The following is a 15,712-nucleotide window of genomic DNA, read 5'->3' as shown; positions in this document are numbered from 1 at the left end:
TCCGCTTATCCGATGGCGGGGCCGAGCAAGTCGTCGGCATCCGTGATGCGGTAGGCATACCCCTGCTCGGCGAGAAAACGCTGGCGATGTGCGGCGTATTCGGCATCGAGGGTGTCGCGGGCGACCACCGAGTAGAAATGGGCCTGGCCGCCGTCGTGCTTCGGCCGCAGCAAGCGGCCGAGGCGCTGCGCCTCCTCCTGGCGCGAACCGAAGGTGCCCGAGACCTGCACGGCCACCGACGCTTCCGGCAAATCGATGGAAAAGTTCGCGACCTTGCTCACCACCAGCACCGGGATCTCCCCGCGCCGGAACGCGTCGAAGAGCTCCTCGCGGTCTTTGGTTTTCGTCGAACCCTGGATCACCGGGGCGTCGAGCGCGGCGCCGAGTTCGTCCAGCTGTTCCAAGTAGGCGCCGATGACCAGGCTCGGCGCGTCCTGATGCTGGGCCAGAATCGACTCGACCACGGCGATTTTGGTGTGCGCGGTAGAGCACAACTTGTAGCGCTCCTCCGGCTCGGCGGTCGCGTACGTCATCCGTTCGGCATCGGTCAGCGTGACCCGGACCTCGATGCACTCGGCGGGGGCGATCCACCCTTGGGACTCGATGTCCTTCCACGGCGCGTCGTAGCGCTTCGGCCCGATCAGGGAGAACACGTCCCCTTCGCGGCCGTCCTCGCGGACCAAGGTCGCGGTCAGGCCGAGGCGGCGGCGGGACTGGAGATCGGCGGTCATCCGGAAGACCGGGGCGGGCAGCAGGTGGACCTCGTCGTAGATGACCAGGCCCCAGTCGCGGCTGTCGAACAGTTCCAGGTGCTTGTACTCGCCCTTGGTGCGGCGCGTGATCACCTGATAGGTGGCGATGGTGACCGGGCGGATCTCCTTGCGTTCGCCGGAGTACTCGCCGATCTCGTCCTCGGTGAGCGAGGTGCGCGCGAGCAGTTCACGACGCCACTGCCTGCCCGCCACCGTGTTGGTCACCAGGATCAGCGTGGTCGCCTTCGCCTTGGCCATCGCCGCGGCGCCGACCATCGTCTTGCCTGCGCCGCAGGGCAGCACCACCACGCCGGACCCGCCCGCCCAGAACGAGTCGGCCGCCATCTGCTGGTAGTCGCGCAGATGCCAGCCGTCGGTCACGTAGTCGAGTTCGATCGGGTGGGCCTCGCCGTCGACGTAGCCCGCGAGGTCCTCGGCGGGCCAGCCGATTTTCAGCAGCATCTGCTTGATCCGGCCGCGCTCGGACGGGTGCACCACCACGGTGTCATCGTCGATACGCGTGCCGAGCATCGGCGCGATCTTCTTGTGCCGGAGCACCTCCTCGAGCACCGCGCGATCCAGGCTGACCAGCGTCAACCCGTGCGCGGGATGCTTGACCAGCTGCAACCTGCCGTAGCGCGCCATGGTGTCCACCACGTCGACCAGCAACGGCTGCGGCACCGCGTACCGGGAGAAACTGACCAGCGCGTCCACCACCTGCTCGGCATCATGCCCCGCCGCCCGCGCGTTCCACAGCGCCAGCGGCGTCACCCGATAGGTATGCACATGCTCCGGCGCCCGCTCCAACTCGGCGAACGGCGCGATCGCCTGCCGCGCCGTATCGGCCAACTGGTGGTCGACCTCCAACAGCAGCGTTTTGTCACTCTGCACAATCAGCGGACCGTCGGTCACAGTCCCTCCTCGTATCGTTTTCCCCCGCTATTCTCCCCGACCCCACCGACAACCCCGCAGGTTACCGGGGTCTTCGTGGCGGTGCGCGGGTATGGCAGCGACCGGGTGTAACAACGGGAGGGCGCGTTGTCTTCCCCGGCGACCAGCAACCGTGACGGTGCGAGGGGAGGCAGCGAACCGACTATGTCGCTGCCTCTGTCTGGCTACCGTCAGGGACCGCAGGATCGTGACCGCCATTCCCAGTGGCTCCTGCATGTGGCCCATCAAAGCATCCGTGGGCAGAGTCGTTGCGCTGGTTGGTATCTGCCAGAGCTCCGAGGCAGGGATCGCCGTCCGCCCGCGCTGGCCGGTGGCCCAGCTGGGCCAGTAGCATGGCTCCAAATCTGCCGATGGACGGGGGGCGCGGTGAGCGAACTCGAACTTGATCCGGTCAAGACTCGCGAGATGGCGGGGACAGTGCGCGGCCATGCCGACGCCGTACAACAGTTGACACCGCTGGCCAGGGGCATCGTCGCCGTCGGCACCATGCAAAACTCCCAGGTCGCAGACTCTGTCGACCAGATTGCTGCGGCGCTGGACAAGGTGGTGAAGTACCACGCAGAACAACTGATCAACTTCGCGGATGTTACGGACACTGCCGTAGTCGAATTCGTGAACCGTGACCAGGCCTGGGCCGCCGGTCTTCGGGAGGCAGGCCAGCGATGAGCGGTGGAAGCTACACAAAGCCTCTGACGGTGCCGATGGTCCTGTCCTGGGATCCACGTGCCACAGTCGCCATTGCCAACGTGTTCAAGGACGCCGCGCTGCGGATCGACGAGCAGACACACCAAGCGGCATCACGCATCGACATGTCATACACCTATTTCAAGGGATCGGTCGCCGATTCCGCTCGTAACCGGGCGGCTCAGGACCGGGACCATGCTCGGCGGACGAAGCAGGTCCTCATCGACATCCAACACGAGGTTTATCTTCAGATCGATGCGATCGTCGGCTACATCGATGTGATCAAGGACAAAAAAGCCGAAGCAGAGTCCGCCAAGTTTGATTTCTTTGTCAGAGACAATGGCGGAGTGGACTCCAGGATGTCCAACGCAGAGGTTCTCATGAAATACGGTCCCACCGGCCTCGTCGAAAAAGAAGGGCTCGAACTCTACCTGACAACACAGATTCGGGCTGCGTTGACAGCTATCCAGCAAACCGATCTGGAAGGGGCGGAGAAGATCAAGCGACTACTGGAGGATCTTTCACCGGAAACTCAGCGCGGAGCCACCGAAATGCCTCAGGACCCGAGTCTCGTGGAGGTCCTCACGAAATATCAGACCGCCCCGTCGAGTGCGCCGGCCACGTTGTGGCCATCCGGCTTCGTCCTCGACCGCATCCGTGCCGTCCGTCCCGACTTCCAACCGATCCTGATGACGCCTGAGGAGATAGCGCTCCTCTCATCACGGATGGCCCGGCCAGGACCCAACGCAATCAGTGAGATTACGGACTTCTTCGAGATCAAAGCCCAAGCCGAGGCCGCCGCCAAGAAAACTTACCCGCATCCGGAAGAGAACGCCCTCAACGACGGCCATGGCGATGCGTTCCGGCATATGTACTGGAATGCGCTGATGACACAGCGGTACGGCGCGGAGTGGACCGAGAATTACGGTACCGCGCACGAAGGACTGGGCGCGAACCCTCCGACACGAGAAGCGATGGATCTGCACAACAACTCGATTGGGCGACAGATCGCCATCGGCAATCCGAATGCCTCACCGGAAGAGCTACAGCGATTGATCAATCAACGAATCCAAGAGGGAGGTGCGATCGTGCTCAACCGGCAAGGTCAGGTCGCATGGAGCAACCAGGTCGAAGTGGATAACAACGGGCACCCTGCGCGTGCTGACATCCCACTTCCAGCAGGTCGGTGATTCCGTGCGTGCTTTTCTTCAGATCGTGACCGTAACAGGGTGCCTGCTGGCCAGTGCGGCGTGCTCGACGTCGGATGACCACGACGAGGGTGCTGCGCAGTGCTCGGCGACATTCGACCTGGACTCGCGGGCCGAGCCTCTGGGCTCTTCCGCCGAGTTGCAGCGCGTCATCAGTGCCCGAGCCGCTCAGCCCGGAACGTATTCGCTGCGAACGCTGACGGAAGCCGCAGGGTGGGCTGGCCAGTGGGATCGCCTCGTCATGGCATCGTCCGGTATGCCGGCGGAGAGGCTCAGCTCAGTAGCAGGAACCCCCGGATACTGCTGGTCGAACCTCCCCAGCTTCAAGTTCGACTACACCGTCCACAACTTCTACATCTTCGTCACAGGCTCAACTCCTACCCAGGTGATTCGCAACCTGCAGGGGTCCGAACTCTTCATAGGCGTGCACAGTGGGGACGTTCTGGAGCCGGATTCCAGCTTCCAATCCGTTCAGCCACCGATCAATAAGCCTTATCTGGAACTGGCGCAGGGCTGATCGACAGCCCCGCTTGGCCGAACCGTCCAACTCGGAGCAAAAAGATTTCGCTCGGTGCCGCGCTCTCGCAGAAGCAGCAATCCGGAAGCATTTCAGATCATTACTCGAGGTACAGGCGTTCGCATGGGAGGCGCGGAAGGCCCTCCGTACCGTCCGGAAAGACTTCCACCGCGTCACCGTAGTGGGCCGCGCTCCACTCCTTGACGAATCCGTGTGCAGCCGTGGTGCAGGCGGCGAATTCGACGTGCAGGCCGTGCCAGAACACACTGAGGCGGACATCGGCCTCGGTAGGACGAGGGGACTTGTTCTCATTTCTGGGTCCACCGCTGCCGGTCACCGGCTGCCGCCGATCACGAAATCGGACCTGTCGTCAACTACATGGAGTCCGGCGGAAGAGCATTCGCGGCTAGGCACACCTCCGTGTTCGCCGATTACGCCGTCATGCACCGGCGCGACATGACGGCACCGTGGACAGCCCACGTACATCAGCGTGTCGCTGGTGTTCCGGAAGACAGCGCCGATGCATTCCGACAACCGCAGCGATCGGCGCACTGCGGATTCAGACATGCGCCGCTGCCCTCGGAGGCTTGCCAGGTCCGGCGCACGCTCGAATGGCATCGACCACGACCAGACCCGAGTGACGGAATGGACAGTTCGGCGGCTCTACCCACAGCCGCAAATGCGCCGACCGCTGGTCCGGGCTCGGCAGAGCGATCGTGCCCCCAGTCCGCACGATCGACACATTCAGCCGATACAGTTCCGCGAACAGCGGCACATCGTCGGGCAGATCAGGTCTGGTAAGGATCGTCCACCGCTTCGATCGTGGATGCGACATGATCGGCCCAACGTTCGGATGCTGTTGCCGCAGATGGTTTCTGACCGCCGCGCCAAGTGCGGCTGGCATGATGATCCCCCACACGTGGGTTGCGCGCATGATGATCCGGCCCATGCAGGGCGGGTCGATGACCGCTGGCAGGTCACACACCCGCCGGTAATAGTTGACGCGGGACAGCGGCGTGTCCCCAAAAGCCATGTGGTCCACCGGTAGACCTCTATTCCCCTCGAAACGGACAAAGCGCGCCCAGGAACCTGCCCCGCGTGGTTGTTCCGGGTTTCGGAGAGCCCCTCAGGCCCACCTACCGGGCGCGTAGGTCAAGGAGACACCCGAATCAGGCCTAGAAGACTCGGTTTCGACAGAGACGTTTCGAAAAACCTGGCTCTGTTTTCGTTTCCGCGGCATCCTTGTCTTGGTTGAAACAACAACTCCGGAAGGTCGACATGGCAACCGACTCCACCATCGCCCGGCGACTGCTGGGCTTGCAGCTCGAGACGCTGCGTCAGCGTGCGGACATCACCAGAGAAGACGCCGCGAAGGCAATCGCGGTAGGCCGCTCCACGATCTGGAAGATGGAGACAGGGCAGCCTGTCCGGTTCTACCCCGTCCTCATGGAGCGGCTGTGCCAGCTGTACAGCGCCACCAGGAAGGAAACGCAAGTCATCCTCGAACTGGTCAAAGAGACGAAGGGCGCGAAGGGATGGTGGCAAGCGTTCACCGACGACGCGATCCCGAAGGACTTCGGTCTTTTCGTCGGGCTCGAAGACGCCGCCAACCGGATCACCTCGTACCAGACGACGTTTCTGCCCGGCCTGCTCCACACCGAGGACTACAAGCGCGCGCTGATCTGGACCGAGTTCCCGAACAAGCCCGCACAGGATGTTGAGCGCATGTTGCAGGTCGGTATGAAGCGTCGATCGCGGCTCACCGACGAAACGAACCCGCTCACGATGGATGTATTCGTCGATGAGTCCGCTCTCCGGCGGACGACAGGCAACGCTCAGATCATGAATGCTCAGCTTCGACACCTTACCGACGTCGGAGAGCTGCCGAACGTCTCCATCCGCGTAGTGCCGGCATCGACCGGTGCGTACCGCGCTCTGCTGGTCGGCATGTTTGTGTTGTTGGAGTTTCCACCCCATGCCACCGCAGAATTGACGATGCCGCCTGTGGTCTACGTGCAAGGTTTCCTGGGAGACCTGTACCTTGAGGACGCAGACGAGGTTCGGCAATATCGTCAAGCTCGCGCCGAACTGGACCGTCTGGCGCTGGATGAGGCAGGCAGCCGAACCCTCATCCTCGAGATTGCAAAGGAGTACGTGTAGTGAACGTTGACCTGACCGGCGCGAAGTGGTTCAAAAGCAGCCGCAGCAGCGGATCCAAAGATTGCGTCGAGGTCGCGTTTCTCAAGGGCGGACATGTCGGGGTGCGTGACTCGAAGAACCCCACCGGCCCGGCACTGGTCTTCACTCCCGGCGAGTGGGACGCCTTCACCGCTGGTGTGACAGATGAGGAATTCAAGCGCTACTGAGCGCAGAACCGTGAGGGGAAAGCTCGTGACTATTGCGCTGAGCCGATCAAGCGACGCTGCTGGGGCATCCGCACGAAGGCCGACGACTCGCCCAGGCTGGTCGCCAAGGTTTGTCGAAAGTCAACGCGCCCGCCTGCCTCGCTGACCTGTGGACACTCGAAGCGCGGGCGCTGGCAGTCATCGGTGATAGGTCCGGCGTCGCGCATGCCATCAACGCTGCCGAGCGCGCCTTCGCCGTCGTCGAGCCCGACCGAGAGCCGGAATGGGCGCGGTTCATCGATCAGGCGTACATATGCGGCGAGTGGGCAAACGCCTTTCGTGATCTCGGACAACCGGACGAAGCCGAACCGCACGCACGCCAGTCGATCGCCTACGCCCGCATACAGAACCGGGCGCGGCGCGGGGCACTGTCTCATGCCGCCTTGGCAGTCACGCACATGCAGAAGCGGGACCTCGAAGCCGCCCACGCCGCCGGTGTGCGAACGCTGGACCTCTCCCGAAGGGTCAAGTCCTCTCGCTCTGTGGAAGCCGTCCGTGACGTACAGCAACGCATGATGGCATTCGGACCACATCCCCTGGTCGCCGACTTCAGCGAACGGGCACGAACGTTACTTGCGGCGTGACGAACCGCCAGCGGCGCTGGCTCCAGAAGAATCCTTGTGATCACCGCCCTCGACCAGCTCAACCAACCTATCGCGGGGACCGACTCGGGGGGCGCGACGTTCACGAATAGCGTTGGCGAACTCGATGGCCTGTCGCGCCTCTTCGCGGCCGACGTAGTACTCGGCGGCGTTGAAATCAGGACGATCGACTCGCTCCTGCCGCAGGTCTGCCAGGGACTTGTGGTCAGCCATCACCGGTTACCTCCTCCTTATCGAAACTGGTTCGGGCATAGCCACATTCGGCTCTAACACCTTGCGGAGAGACCCCCTCGCTCCAACTCCGCAGCTTCCCGCATCCAAGTTTTGCGGAAAACGGTCAGCAGGAATCTATTCGCGCCAGGGGAAGACGCACAACCAGCAACCGGCAACTGGACCGAGACGGCGGAGGGCGGGACAGGTCAGGATCGGGTGCATGATCGAGACGGCGGCGGTGGCTGGGGTTGCGGTGGCGGCGTTGGGGATGGTGCTCACGCCGGGGCCGAACATGATGTATCTGGTGTCGCGGACGGTGTCGCAGGGGCGGCGGGCCGGGCTGGTGTCGTTGGGTGGGGTGGCGGCTGGGTTCGGTGTCTATCTGGCGGCGGCTACTGCCGGGATCACGGCCGTGTTCGCGGTGGTGCCGGGGCTGTATCTGGCGGTGAAGCTGGCGGGGGCCGCTTATCTGGGATGGCTTGCGTGGCAGGCGTTGCGGCCGGGCGGGGTTTCGGTGTTCGCGCCCGCGGCGCTGTCGGCCGATCCGACGCGACGGCTGTTCACGATGGGGCTGGTCACCAATCTGCTCAATCCGAAAATCGCGATCATGTACATGGCGTTGATTCCGCAGTTCGTGACGCCGGAGCACGGCAAGGTCTGGTTGCAGAGCCTGTGCCTCGGTGCGGTGCAGATCGCGGTGGCGCTCACCGTAAACGGACTGATCGTCCTCGGAGCGGGCAGCCTCGCGACCTTCCTCACGAGGCGGCCCCTGTGGCTGCGCACGCAGCGCTACATCACCGGCACCATGCTCGGCGCCATCGCCGCCCTACTGGCTACCGACCGCACCCGCCCCACGCCTGCGTGATCGGCGGAATGTCGCATGCGTTCCATCTCATGACACGGATGGTGGCAGCCCTGGTTCACCGGCGGCGGTCACAGTCTTGATCAGTAATGCTCCGAGCGTCACCCTGGATGAAACGAATCCAGCAGCGGATCGGGCTCGGCGAACCCGTCCTCGACGACGAACACCCCCGCAACCACAATCCGGTCGACCTCGTCGAAACCACCCCGATCACCGACCCGGTCACCCTCCAACTCCCCGCGCTCACCGAATCGAGACCAGACCCCTCCACCACAACCACTCACACGGGCAATCTCGCTCCCCCACGGCGCCAGCGCCCACGACCGCCACCCCGAACAGCCCGAGCCGACAGTGACGACCCCACGACACCGATCCAACGGTAACCGCTTCGAACCCTCACGAATCGTGACCGAAGCGCTTCAGCGTGCATGAATTCGGCCATCAATACAGCCGACCTCTGGCCACGCTGGTGAGTTCCGACTCGGTCATCGGGGGTTTCGTGGCGGATGTGTGGCCGGCGTCCGAACGCCTCGTCGCCTCGAGCGGACCGATAGAGCTGCGAAATGCAGACTCATGGATGCACTTGTGACCGCAACTTCGTTGCACTTGTAAGTGCAATCACCTACGCTGGCATCAACCCACTGGGGTGAAGCATGGAGACGAGAGGAGTCGACCGTGGCAACGCTACAGCGAGATGATCGCGCTACCGTGGCGGTCAGCTCTCGCGAAATCGAGCAGGCTCGAAACGTCGGAGCCTTCCTCGGCGACCACCGATCGACACCAGCGACGGTAACGGTCGGAACGGGCCCTGATCAACACCTCACAGTGCCACCGGAGTTGGCCGCAGTTATTTTCAAACTAGTTGACCTGGTGGGTCGGGGCTGCACGGTAACCATCGGGAGCATTCCTACCGAAGTCACGACCACAGTGGCTGCCGGCATGCTCGGCATATCGCGGCCGTCGCTGATGAAGCTTGTTCGCGAGGAACGGATTCCATCCCACAAGGTCGGATCGCACACGCGTTTGTACAGCAAGGACGTGTTGGTATTCCGCCGAGCACAGTTGGAACAACAGGGCAAGGCGTTCGAGGAGTTGCGCGCTCTCGAGGAGGAGTGGGGCGTTCTCGACTGAATTGGTCGCTGAGCGCTGAACTTTGGTGGGCCCGCCCGCTACTATGTCCGAATGGTCCGCGGGCGGGTGCAAAGGGTTCTTGTCGACGCAAACATCTTGTACTCGCGCACGCTACGAGACTGGCTTTCACTGTTGTACCTGCGGGGCGGTCACGAAATGTTCCAGATCTTCTGGACTGAAGACATCATGGCCGAGATGCTCTACTGGCGGCGGAAGAAGAACCCGTTTCTCTCCGAGGTTCAGGTCGGGGGGATCCGCCGCACTGTCGCCGCCACCTTCGGCGACGACAGTGTGATCACTGGGTACAAGATCGATGAAACCGTTTCCTACCCTGATGCTTTCGATGCCCACGTGCACTGTGCCGCTATCCACGGCCGCATCGACATCGTGTTGACCGCGAACCCTATCGACTTCGACTTCGACGATCTTCCCTACGAGATCTACAGCGCAGATGACTTTTTCCAGCTCATCGATGACTCCGAACCGGAACTCGTGCGGCGGGTCATGGAGGAGCAATTGAAATACTGGGTTCCTCGGAAAGGAAAGGCGTTGCCCGAAGCACTCCGTGCCGCCGATTCTCCCGGATTCGCCGAACGTGTCCGTATTTATCTTCATGCCGCTGACGTACAACAGATCTTGAATACCGCGGCCAGTATCTGACCGAAGATGACTTCCGATCTGCTGATCCGTAGGGAGATAAGGGCGAGGACTCGGCCCGCGCGTGTGGCGAGCGACCGCGGGACTGCGCCGGGGCGAGCAGAGGGGTCGGCGCCTCGTACCAAGTAGCCTCATGAACTTCGCACCGCTCGTACTCGAGCGATTACGTGCTTACCGAACCGCGCACGAGCCCCTGAACGGTGATCTACCTCACATAGCTGTCACGACAATCGACCACGCGGTGTCGCAGGGGCGTCGGGCCGGGCTGGTGTCGTTGGGTGGGGTGGCGGCTGGGTTCGGGGTCTATCTGGCGGCCGCTACTGCCGGGATCACGGCCGTGTTCGCGGTGGTGCCGGGGTTGTACCTGGCGGTGAAACTGGCCGGGGCGGACTATTTGGGATGGCTTGCGTGGCAGGCGTTGCGGCCGGGCGGGGTTTCGGTCTTCGCGCCCGCGGCGCTGTCGGCCGATCCGACGCGACGGCTGTTCACGATGGGACTGGTCACCAACCTGCTCAATCCGAAAATCGCGATCATGTACATGGCGTTGATTCCGCAATTCGTGACGCCGGAGCACGGCAAGGTGTGGTTGCAGAGCCTGTGCCTGGGCGCGGTGCAGATCGCGGTGGCGCTCACCGTGAACGGACTGATCGTCCTCGGCGCGGGAGGCCTCGCGACGTTCCTCACCGAACGCCCCTTGTGGCTGCGCACGCAGCGCTACATCACCGGCACCATGCTCGGCGCTATCGCTGCCCTTGTGGCTACCGACCGCACCCGCCCCGCGCCTGCCTGACCGGCGTCGAACCGCACTTCGCGTTGCTAAGTGTTCGGCCGCGGCTTCCCTTCCCTGACACGCGGCGGCGCGGTTCAGGGTGCTACCTCGGGTCGTCGGTCTGCTGGGGTGGCGGAATTGTTCCGCGTGTAAATGCCTTCCATCGAGGATGGTGGTCAGCCCTGATTCACCGGCGTGCGATGAGTGCGTGGACGAGGCGGCGGTTTTCGCGGGGTGCGGCGGCTGTTGAAGTTCAGCTGTCCGGGTCGGGTGCGGGTGGATCTTGTCGCGAGAGTTCGGCGTTGAGTTCGAGGGCTTCGGCGAGCTGGTCTTCGAGGACGATGATCCGGCACGCCGCCTCCAGCGGTGTGCCTTGGTCGACCAGCGCGCGGACCCGGGCGGCGATACGCAGTTGGTAGCGGGAGTAGCGCCGGTGCCCGCCCTGCGAGCGCTGGGGTGTCAGCAATTCGGCGGCGTCGAGGCCGCGTAGGAAGGCAGGGGTGACGCCGAGGATTTCCGCGGCCCGGCCCATGCTGTAGGCGGGGTAGTCCTCGTCATCGAGTCGGTCCGCGGCACTGAAGCCGCTGGCGGGGTTCGGATCGGGTTGTTGCACAACACCTCTCGGGGGTCAACGCCGCCAGGCCCCCGGCGCAATGTGCGCCCGGGGCCCGGGATCGAGGGGGTTTGATTTCAATTCCATCCGCCGACCCACAGAGTCGGCGTCGAACACCGCGCCCGACACTTCTTCCTGAGCGCGGAGGGTATAGGTAACTGTCTCAGCGACCACCTCCCGGATCGGCGGACATGCCTGCGGTATTTCGCCATCCCCTCCGGCGGCCCGGCCGACTGCACCAGGTTCTCTTCTCCGCCGGAGGGGATGGTGGATCTTGCTTCCGGGCAGTTCACCTGCCCGGCCAACCAGACTTTGCATCTCCAACGACAGCGACTGTATATCGCGTCTCCCAGAAAGTCTAGAGTCGACAGTGCAGAATTTCTGTCGATGGTGGAGGTCTTGCTGGGATGAGGTCGTCCCGCGCTGGTGTCTGCGGTCTGCCCGAGCCGGGACCAACCGGCACGTCCGGCCGGGGCGCAGATGAGTGCAGGGCGCCAGCCGGCCTGGAAAAGCAAGAAACCCGCGCCGTGGCGCGGGTTTCCGGTTTGTCAGCTCCTAGATGGCGCGAACGCTCTGGGCCTGCGGACCCTTCTGGCCCTGGCCGACCTCGAACTCGACACGCTGCCCCTCGTCGAGGGACTTGAATCCGGAGCCGGAAATCTCGGAGTAGTGAACGAAAACGTCGGGACCGCCAGCGTCTTGCGCGATGAACCCGAAGCCCTTTTCGCCGTTAAACCACTTCACAATGCCTTGCGTCATTTACTTTGTGTTGCTTTCTGTAGCAAGCCGAGCAATCACTTCAACAGCTCGTGCTCACCAGCAAGCATGTCACACTCCCGGCCCTCATGAGCAGAAGGTGAGGCAGCGCACGCCGGGATGTCCATCGAAAAGACAGTCACCGAGGCCGTGTACCAAGCGGTGAAGTCTCCCCACTCGCCCTGCGCTGAACACGCGCCTCGTCGAGACACCGGGCGCGAGAAAGGGGTGGGGTGGGATGTCGACCGTCGATCCGGTCTGGCGTTGTTCGACGCCTTCGCTTCGAAGGAGAAGACGTTGCACGCCAACGCGGGCGGGCATGGCGAGGTGCCCAGGTTCGAGGTCGACAGCGCGACCCGGTTCTTCGCTCGGCATCTGGGCCGGGTAGCCGCGTCATCAGCCGGACGCGACAAGTGCGGAATAGTCGGCACTCATGCCCGTGATCCAGTGCTGCGGCGGTAGTCCTGACAATTCCCGGCAGGTTCGGCGAATCATCCCAGACGCAACCGGCGGACGCCCTCCTCCAGCGTTTCGTCGCGCTTGCAGAAGGTGAAACGCACCAGGTGGTTCCAGGCGGCGGTGTCGTCGGCGAACACGCTGACCGGTACCGCCGCGACGCCGAGCCGCTTCGGCAGTTCCCGGCAGAACGCCAGACCGTCTGCGGCGCCCAGGGGCGTGATGTCGGCGCAGACGAAGTACCCGCCCGCGCTGGTCTGCACGCCGAGTCCGGTGTCGGCCAGCGCCGCGGAGAGGCGAAGCCGCTTCTCGGACAATGTCTCCCGCAACTTCGCGACCCAATCCAGCTCATGGTTGATCGCGTGCGCGACCGCGGGCTGGAACGGACCGCCCGCCACGAAGGTCAGGAACTGTTTGGCCGCGAGCACGCCGTCGATCAGGTCGGCGGGGCCGCACGCCCAGCCGGTCTTCCATCCTGTGACGCTGAAAGTCTTTGCCGCACTGGACACCACGATCGTGCGCTCGGCCATGCCCGGCAGGGTAGCCAAGCTGATGTGCTCGGCGCCGTCGTAGACCAGGTGCTCGTAGACCTCGTCGGTGAGCACGAGAATGTCGTGCTCACAGGCGATCTCGGCGATCGCCGCCAAGTCTTGGCGGCCCAGCACCGTGCCGGTCGGGTTGTGCGGCGAGTTGACGATCAGCATCCGGGTCGCCGGAGTGATCGCGGCGCGCAGGCTGTCCAGGTCGAGGACGAATCGGTCGCCATCAGCCACCAGTCTGGCCGTGCGCCGCCGCGCGCCTGCCAGTGCGACCGCGGCGGCGTAGGAGTCGTAGTACGGCTCGATCAGCACGACCTCCTCGCCGGGCTCGACCAGGCCGAGCACCGCGGCGCTGATCGCCTCCGTCGCGCCCACCGTCACCAGCACCTGCGTGTCCGGGTCGTAGACGGTGCCGTAGCGCCGGGCTCGGTCGTCGGCGACGGCCCGGCGCAGTACCGGCACCCCACGCCCGGGCGGGTACTGGTTGTGACCTTCCGCGATGGCGCGGCGGGCCACCTCCAGCATGCTCGCAGGCCCATCGGTGTCCGGGAAACCCTGGCCGAGGTTGACCGCGTCGTGCCGGATGGCGAGTTCGGTCATCTCGGCGAAGATCGTCGAGGCGAAGGGGCGCAGGCGGGCTACGGTCTGGGGTCGCGAGGGCATACCCGGAGACTAGCCCAGGAGTGACAATCGTTACCAAGCGATAGCCAGCATCCCGTTCGGGGGCTGACCAGGTCATTCACCGGCGAGATTGTCCATTGCTCCAACACAGCCGACCCCGCCATGATGCCAGTCCACAAGCCCTCCGGGGACATCTCGAAACGACACTTTTACAAATCTCCGCCCCGATCGGCCTGCTGGCCGTGCACCCTTGTGCCCGATCCGGCCGCGAGTTCGTCGATCGGTTCCGCGCCGACCGGCCACCGCGTGTCCCCAGGTAGATCCTGGAGTCGGCGCCGTCTCCGGCTCGCGTGTCTCAGCCCGGCGGGTGGCACTCAGCCCAGCCGAACACCACTCAGCTTGGCTGGGTTCGCCAGATCGTAAGAGCCCCAGACCACTCCGTCACGGACAGTGAACCCGACAACCCGAGTGGGATAACCCGCGCGACCGTCCTCAGCCGGACGCCCGGCGACCAGGAGGCCCAATTGCCCGTTGACCGAGGCGAATTCATAGAACGAGGACTCGTCCTGCAGCCCGTACCTGCGCACCAGCCCCAAGTAGAAGCGGGCGATCCGGTCCGCGCCGTGCAGGACGTTCACCGCGGTGGCCGTGGTGCCGTTGGCGTCGCCGATCATCACCGCGTCCGGGTGCAGCGCCGCCGTCACGGCGTTCACGTCACCGGAACCGAGCGCGGCGAGGAAACGCTGCACCGCCGCGTCGTGCTCGGCGTCCGGCACCGGCTGCGGCGTCCGCGCCACCGCCTTGCGGGCGCGCACGGCCAGCTGACGTGCGGCGTCGGCGGAGATGCCGAGGATCTCGGCGATCTCGTCGAACGGCACCGAAAGCCCGTCGTGCAGCACGAAGGCCACCCGCTGCGGTGGCGTCAGCGTGTCCAGCACGACCAGCGCCGCGAACCGGCACTCCTGCCTGCGCACCACCGCCTCCAGCGGGTCGGGCGCGAACGACGGCGTGCGGGCGGTGACCACGGGTTCGGGCAGCCACTGGCCGACATAGTTTTCCCGGCGGGCCGCCGCACTACGCAAACGGTCCAGGCAGATCCGGCTCACCACGGTGGTCAGCCAGGCCCGCAGATCCTCGATCTCGGACTGCCGCGCGCCCGCCAGCCGCAGCCAGCTTTCCTGGACCGCGTCCTCGGCATCGCCGACGCTGCCCGTCAGCCGATAGGCGACGGAGAGCAAATGCGCCCGATGTGACTCGAACAGGTCGGAAAGCAGCGCGGCAACCATCACGGGGAAGTCTACGGTCCGCCGATGGAGCGTTGCCGTGCGGTATCCGGGCGGCGGCTGATAACCGGATGATCCCGTGGGCCGTCCGTGACAGCATGGGCCGATGGACCATCACGTGCTGACGAACGGAACGATCTGGCTGTCGGCGCCGACGATGGACGACGTGGACACCATCACCGAATGCTGTCAGGACCCGTCCATCGGGGAATGGGTGACCATCCCGGTGCCGTACGTGCGCGAGAACGCGGTGACCTTCATCGAGGACATCGTCATCCCCGGCTGGGCGGCTCGCAGCCCGGTCTGGGCCATCCGGCTGCGCCCCGACGGACCGGTCGTCGGCACGATCGGGCTCGGGGAACGCGACCAGAGCGCGGCCGAGATCGGGTTCTGGCTCAGCGCAGCGCAGCGGTCGCGCGGCCTGATGACGCAGGCGGTGAACCTGGTGTGCGACTTCGGATTCCGCGCCGACGGGCTGGGCTTGGAGCGGATCGGCTGGCGTGCGTTCGTGGGCAACTACGTCTCCGCCGCGGTCGCCCGACGCGCCGGATTCCGGTACGAGGGTATGTCCCGGCTGGGCAGCATGCAGCGCGGCCGACGCCGCGACCACTGGTACGCCGCCCGGCTGCGCACCGATCCGCCTGGCCCGGCCGACGGCTGGCCCGCCGAGTTCTGTGCTTGATTTGCGGCGCC

Annotated in this window: 18 protein-coding genes and 2 pseudogenes; 12 read left to right on the top strand and 8 right to left on the bottom strand. The window is 64.6% G+C overall.

Translation table 11 applies throughout. The features are described 5' to 3' along the window. Positions 1–5: 5 nt before the first annotated feature. Positions 6–1,664: a DNA repair helicase XPB gene (locus NA4_RS20550; RefSeq protein WP_067472199.1), complete on the bottom strand. Its 1,659-nt coding sequence runs from the start codon at positions 1,662–1,664 to the stop codon at positions 6–8. 405 nt (positions 1,665–2,069) lie between these two features. Between NA4_RS20550 and NA4_RS20545 the strand changes: the two genes are divergently transcribed. The 3 genes from NA4_RS20545 to NA4_RS20535 are packed head-to-tail and all read left to right on the top strand — an operon-like array spanning position 2,070 to position 4,112. Continuing rightward, on the top strand, positions 2,070–2,369 hold the full coding sequence (locus NA4_RS20545) for a hypothetical protein (protein WP_067472196.1): 300 nt from the start codon (positions 2,070–2,072) through the stop codon (positions 2,367–2,369). A gap of 35 nt (positions 2,370–2,404) precedes the next feature. Then, positions 2,405–3,577, top strand: a complete 1,173-nt coding sequence (locus NA4_RS20540; protein ID WP_373862812.1) for a DUF6973 domain-containing protein — start codon at positions 2,405–2,407, stop codon at positions 3,575–3,577. A 4-nt stretch (positions 3,578–3,581) separates the two neighbouring features. Beyond that, complete coding sequence (locus NA4_RS20535; protein WP_218022326.1) at positions 3,582–4,112, top strand: hypothetical protein; 531 nt, start codon at positions 3,582–3,584, stop codon at positions 4,110–4,112. A gap of 100 nt (positions 4,113–4,212) precedes the next feature. Here the strand turns inward: NA4_RS20535 and NA4_RS40555 are convergent, their stop codons facing one another. Next, entirely contained in the window at positions 4,213–4,449 is a 237-nt protein-coding gene (locus NA4_RS40555) for a hypothetical protein (protein ID WP_157129173.1), read from the bottom strand. Between the two features lie 914 nt (positions 4,450–5,363). Here NA4_RS40555 and NA4_RS20525 point away from each other — a divergent pair. From NA4_RS20525 to NA4_RS20515, 3 genes and pseudogenes are all read left to right on the top strand, one after another. Beyond that, complete coding sequence (locus NA4_RS20525; RefSeq protein ID WP_245671509.1) at positions 5,364–6,272, top strand: helix-turn-helix domain-containing protein; 909 nt, start codon at positions 5,364–5,366, stop codon at positions 6,270–6,272. Further along, positions 6,272–6,478 carry a DUF397 domain-containing protein gene (locus NA4_RS20520; protein ID WP_067472184.1) on the top strand — a complete coding sequence of 69 codons (207 nt, stop codon included), beginning with the start codon at positions 6,272–6,274 and terminating at the stop codon, positions 6,476–6,478. Before NA4_RS20525 ends, NA4_RS20520 begins: the two co-directional genes overlap by 1 nt. A 53-nt stretch (positions 6,479–6,531) precedes the next feature. Next, positions 6,532–7,101: pseudogene (locus tag NA4_RS20515) on the top strand (NsdA family TPR-like regulatory protein); the annotation flags it as partial. Here NA4_RS20515 and NA4_RS40550 read toward each other — a convergent pair. Beyond that, positions 7,087–7,332: a hypothetical protein gene (locus tag NA4_RS40550; protein ID WP_169811077.1), complete on the bottom strand. Its 246-nt coding sequence runs from the start codon at positions 7,330–7,332 to the stop codon at positions 7,087–7,089. The pseudogene NA4_RS20515 and the gene NA4_RS40550 overlap by 15 nt on opposite strands. Before the next feature lie 220 nt (positions 7,333–7,552). On the opposite strand from NA4_RS40550, the gene NA4_RS20505 reads away from it, so the two are divergent. Further along, positions 7,553–8,197, top strand: a complete 645-nt coding sequence (locus tag NA4_RS20505; RefSeq protein WP_067472176.1) for a LysE family translocator — start codon at positions 7,553–7,555, stop codon at positions 8,195–8,197. A gap of 98 nt (positions 8,198–8,295) precedes the next feature. Here NA4_RS20505 and NA4_RS40545 read toward each other — a convergent pair whose 3' ends face one another. Next, positions 8,296–8,478, bottom strand: a complete 183-nt coding sequence (locus tag NA4_RS40545; RefSeq protein ID WP_157129171.1) for a hypothetical protein — start codon at positions 8,476–8,478, stop codon at positions 8,296–8,298. A 391-nt stretch (positions 8,479–8,869) separates the two neighbouring features. Here NA4_RS40545 and NA4_RS20500 point away from each other — a divergent pair, with 391 nt between their 5' ends. The 3 genes from NA4_RS20500 (at position 8,870) to NA4_RS20490 (ending at position 10,772) form a co-directional block, all read left to right on the top strand. Beyond that, the gene (locus NA4_RS20500) at positions 8,870–9,325 is read left to right on the top strand and encodes a helix-turn-helix domain-containing protein (protein ID WP_245671508.1); all 456 of its coding nucleotides are present in this window, start codon (positions 8,870–8,872) and stop codon (positions 9,323–9,325) included. Positions 9,326–9,481: 156 nt separating this feature from the next. After that, entirely contained in the window at positions 9,482–9,985 is a 504-nt protein-coding gene (locus NA4_RS20495) for a hypothetical protein (RefSeq protein WP_084497281.1), read from the top strand. Between the two features lie 190 nt (positions 9,986–10,175). Next, positions 10,176–10,772, top strand: coding sequence for a LysE family translocator (locus NA4_RS20490; RefSeq protein WP_067472271.1), 597 nt, complete (start codon positions 10,176–10,178; stop codon positions 10,770–10,772). Positions 10,773–11,004: 232 nt separating this feature from the next. Here the strand turns inward: NA4_RS20490 and NA4_RS20485 are convergent, their stop codons facing one another. Together NA4_RS20485 and NA4_RS20480 are read right to left on the bottom strand one after the other, a co-directional pair. Beyond that, positions 11,005–11,364 carry a MerR family transcriptional regulator gene (locus tag NA4_RS20485; protein WP_067472166.1) on the bottom strand — a complete coding sequence of 120 codons (360 nt, stop codon included), beginning with the start codon at positions 11,362–11,364 and terminating at the stop codon, positions 11,005–11,007. A 555-nt stretch (positions 11,365–11,919) separates the two neighbouring features. Then, a complete protein-coding gene (locus NA4_RS20480; RefSeq protein WP_067472163.1) occupies positions 11,920–12,123 on the bottom strand; it encodes a cold-shock protein in 204 nt (67 codons plus the stop codon). Positions 12,124–12,354: 231 nt separating this feature from the next. Here NA4_RS20480 and NA4_RS42685 point away from each other — a divergent pair. After that, positions 12,355–12,582, top strand: a pseudogene (locus tag NA4_RS42685) (hypothetical protein); the annotation flags it as partial. A 29-nt stretch (positions 12,583–12,611) separates the two neighbouring features. Here the strand turns inward: NA4_RS42685 and NA4_RS20470 are convergent. Together NA4_RS20470 and NA4_RS20465 are read right to left on the bottom strand one after the other, a co-directional pair. Continuing rightward, positions 12,612–13,778, bottom strand: a complete 1,167-nt coding sequence (locus NA4_RS20470; protein ID WP_067472157.1) for a pyridoxal phosphate-dependent aminotransferase — start codon at positions 13,776–13,778, stop codon at positions 12,612–12,614. A 332-nt stretch (positions 13,779–14,110) separates the two neighbouring features. Next, positions 14,111–15,022 (bottom strand): sigma-70 family RNA polymerase sigma factor, encoded by a 912-nt coding sequence (locus NA4_RS20465; protein WP_067472154.1) that lies wholly within the window; start codon positions 15,020–15,022, stop codon positions 14,111–14,113. Positions 15,023–15,125: 103 nt separating this feature from the next. On the opposite strand from NA4_RS20465, the gene NA4_RS20460 reads away from it, so the two are divergent. Continuing rightward, positions 15,126–15,701 carry a GNAT family N-acetyltransferase gene (locus NA4_RS20460; RefSeq protein WP_067472151.1) on the top strand — a complete coding sequence of 192 codons (576 nt, stop codon included), beginning with the start codon at positions 15,126–15,128 and terminating at the stop codon, positions 15,699–15,701. Positions 15,702–15,712: the final 11 nt, after the last annotated feature.

The organism is Nocardia amamiensis NBRC 102102, from assembly GCF_001612745.1.
GTDB classification, from domain to species: domain Bacteria; phylum Actinomycetota; class Actinomycetes; order Mycobacteriales; family Mycobacteriaceae; genus Nocardia; species Nocardia amamiensis.
This window is presented reverse-complemented; position numbering and strand designations above follow the sequence as displayed.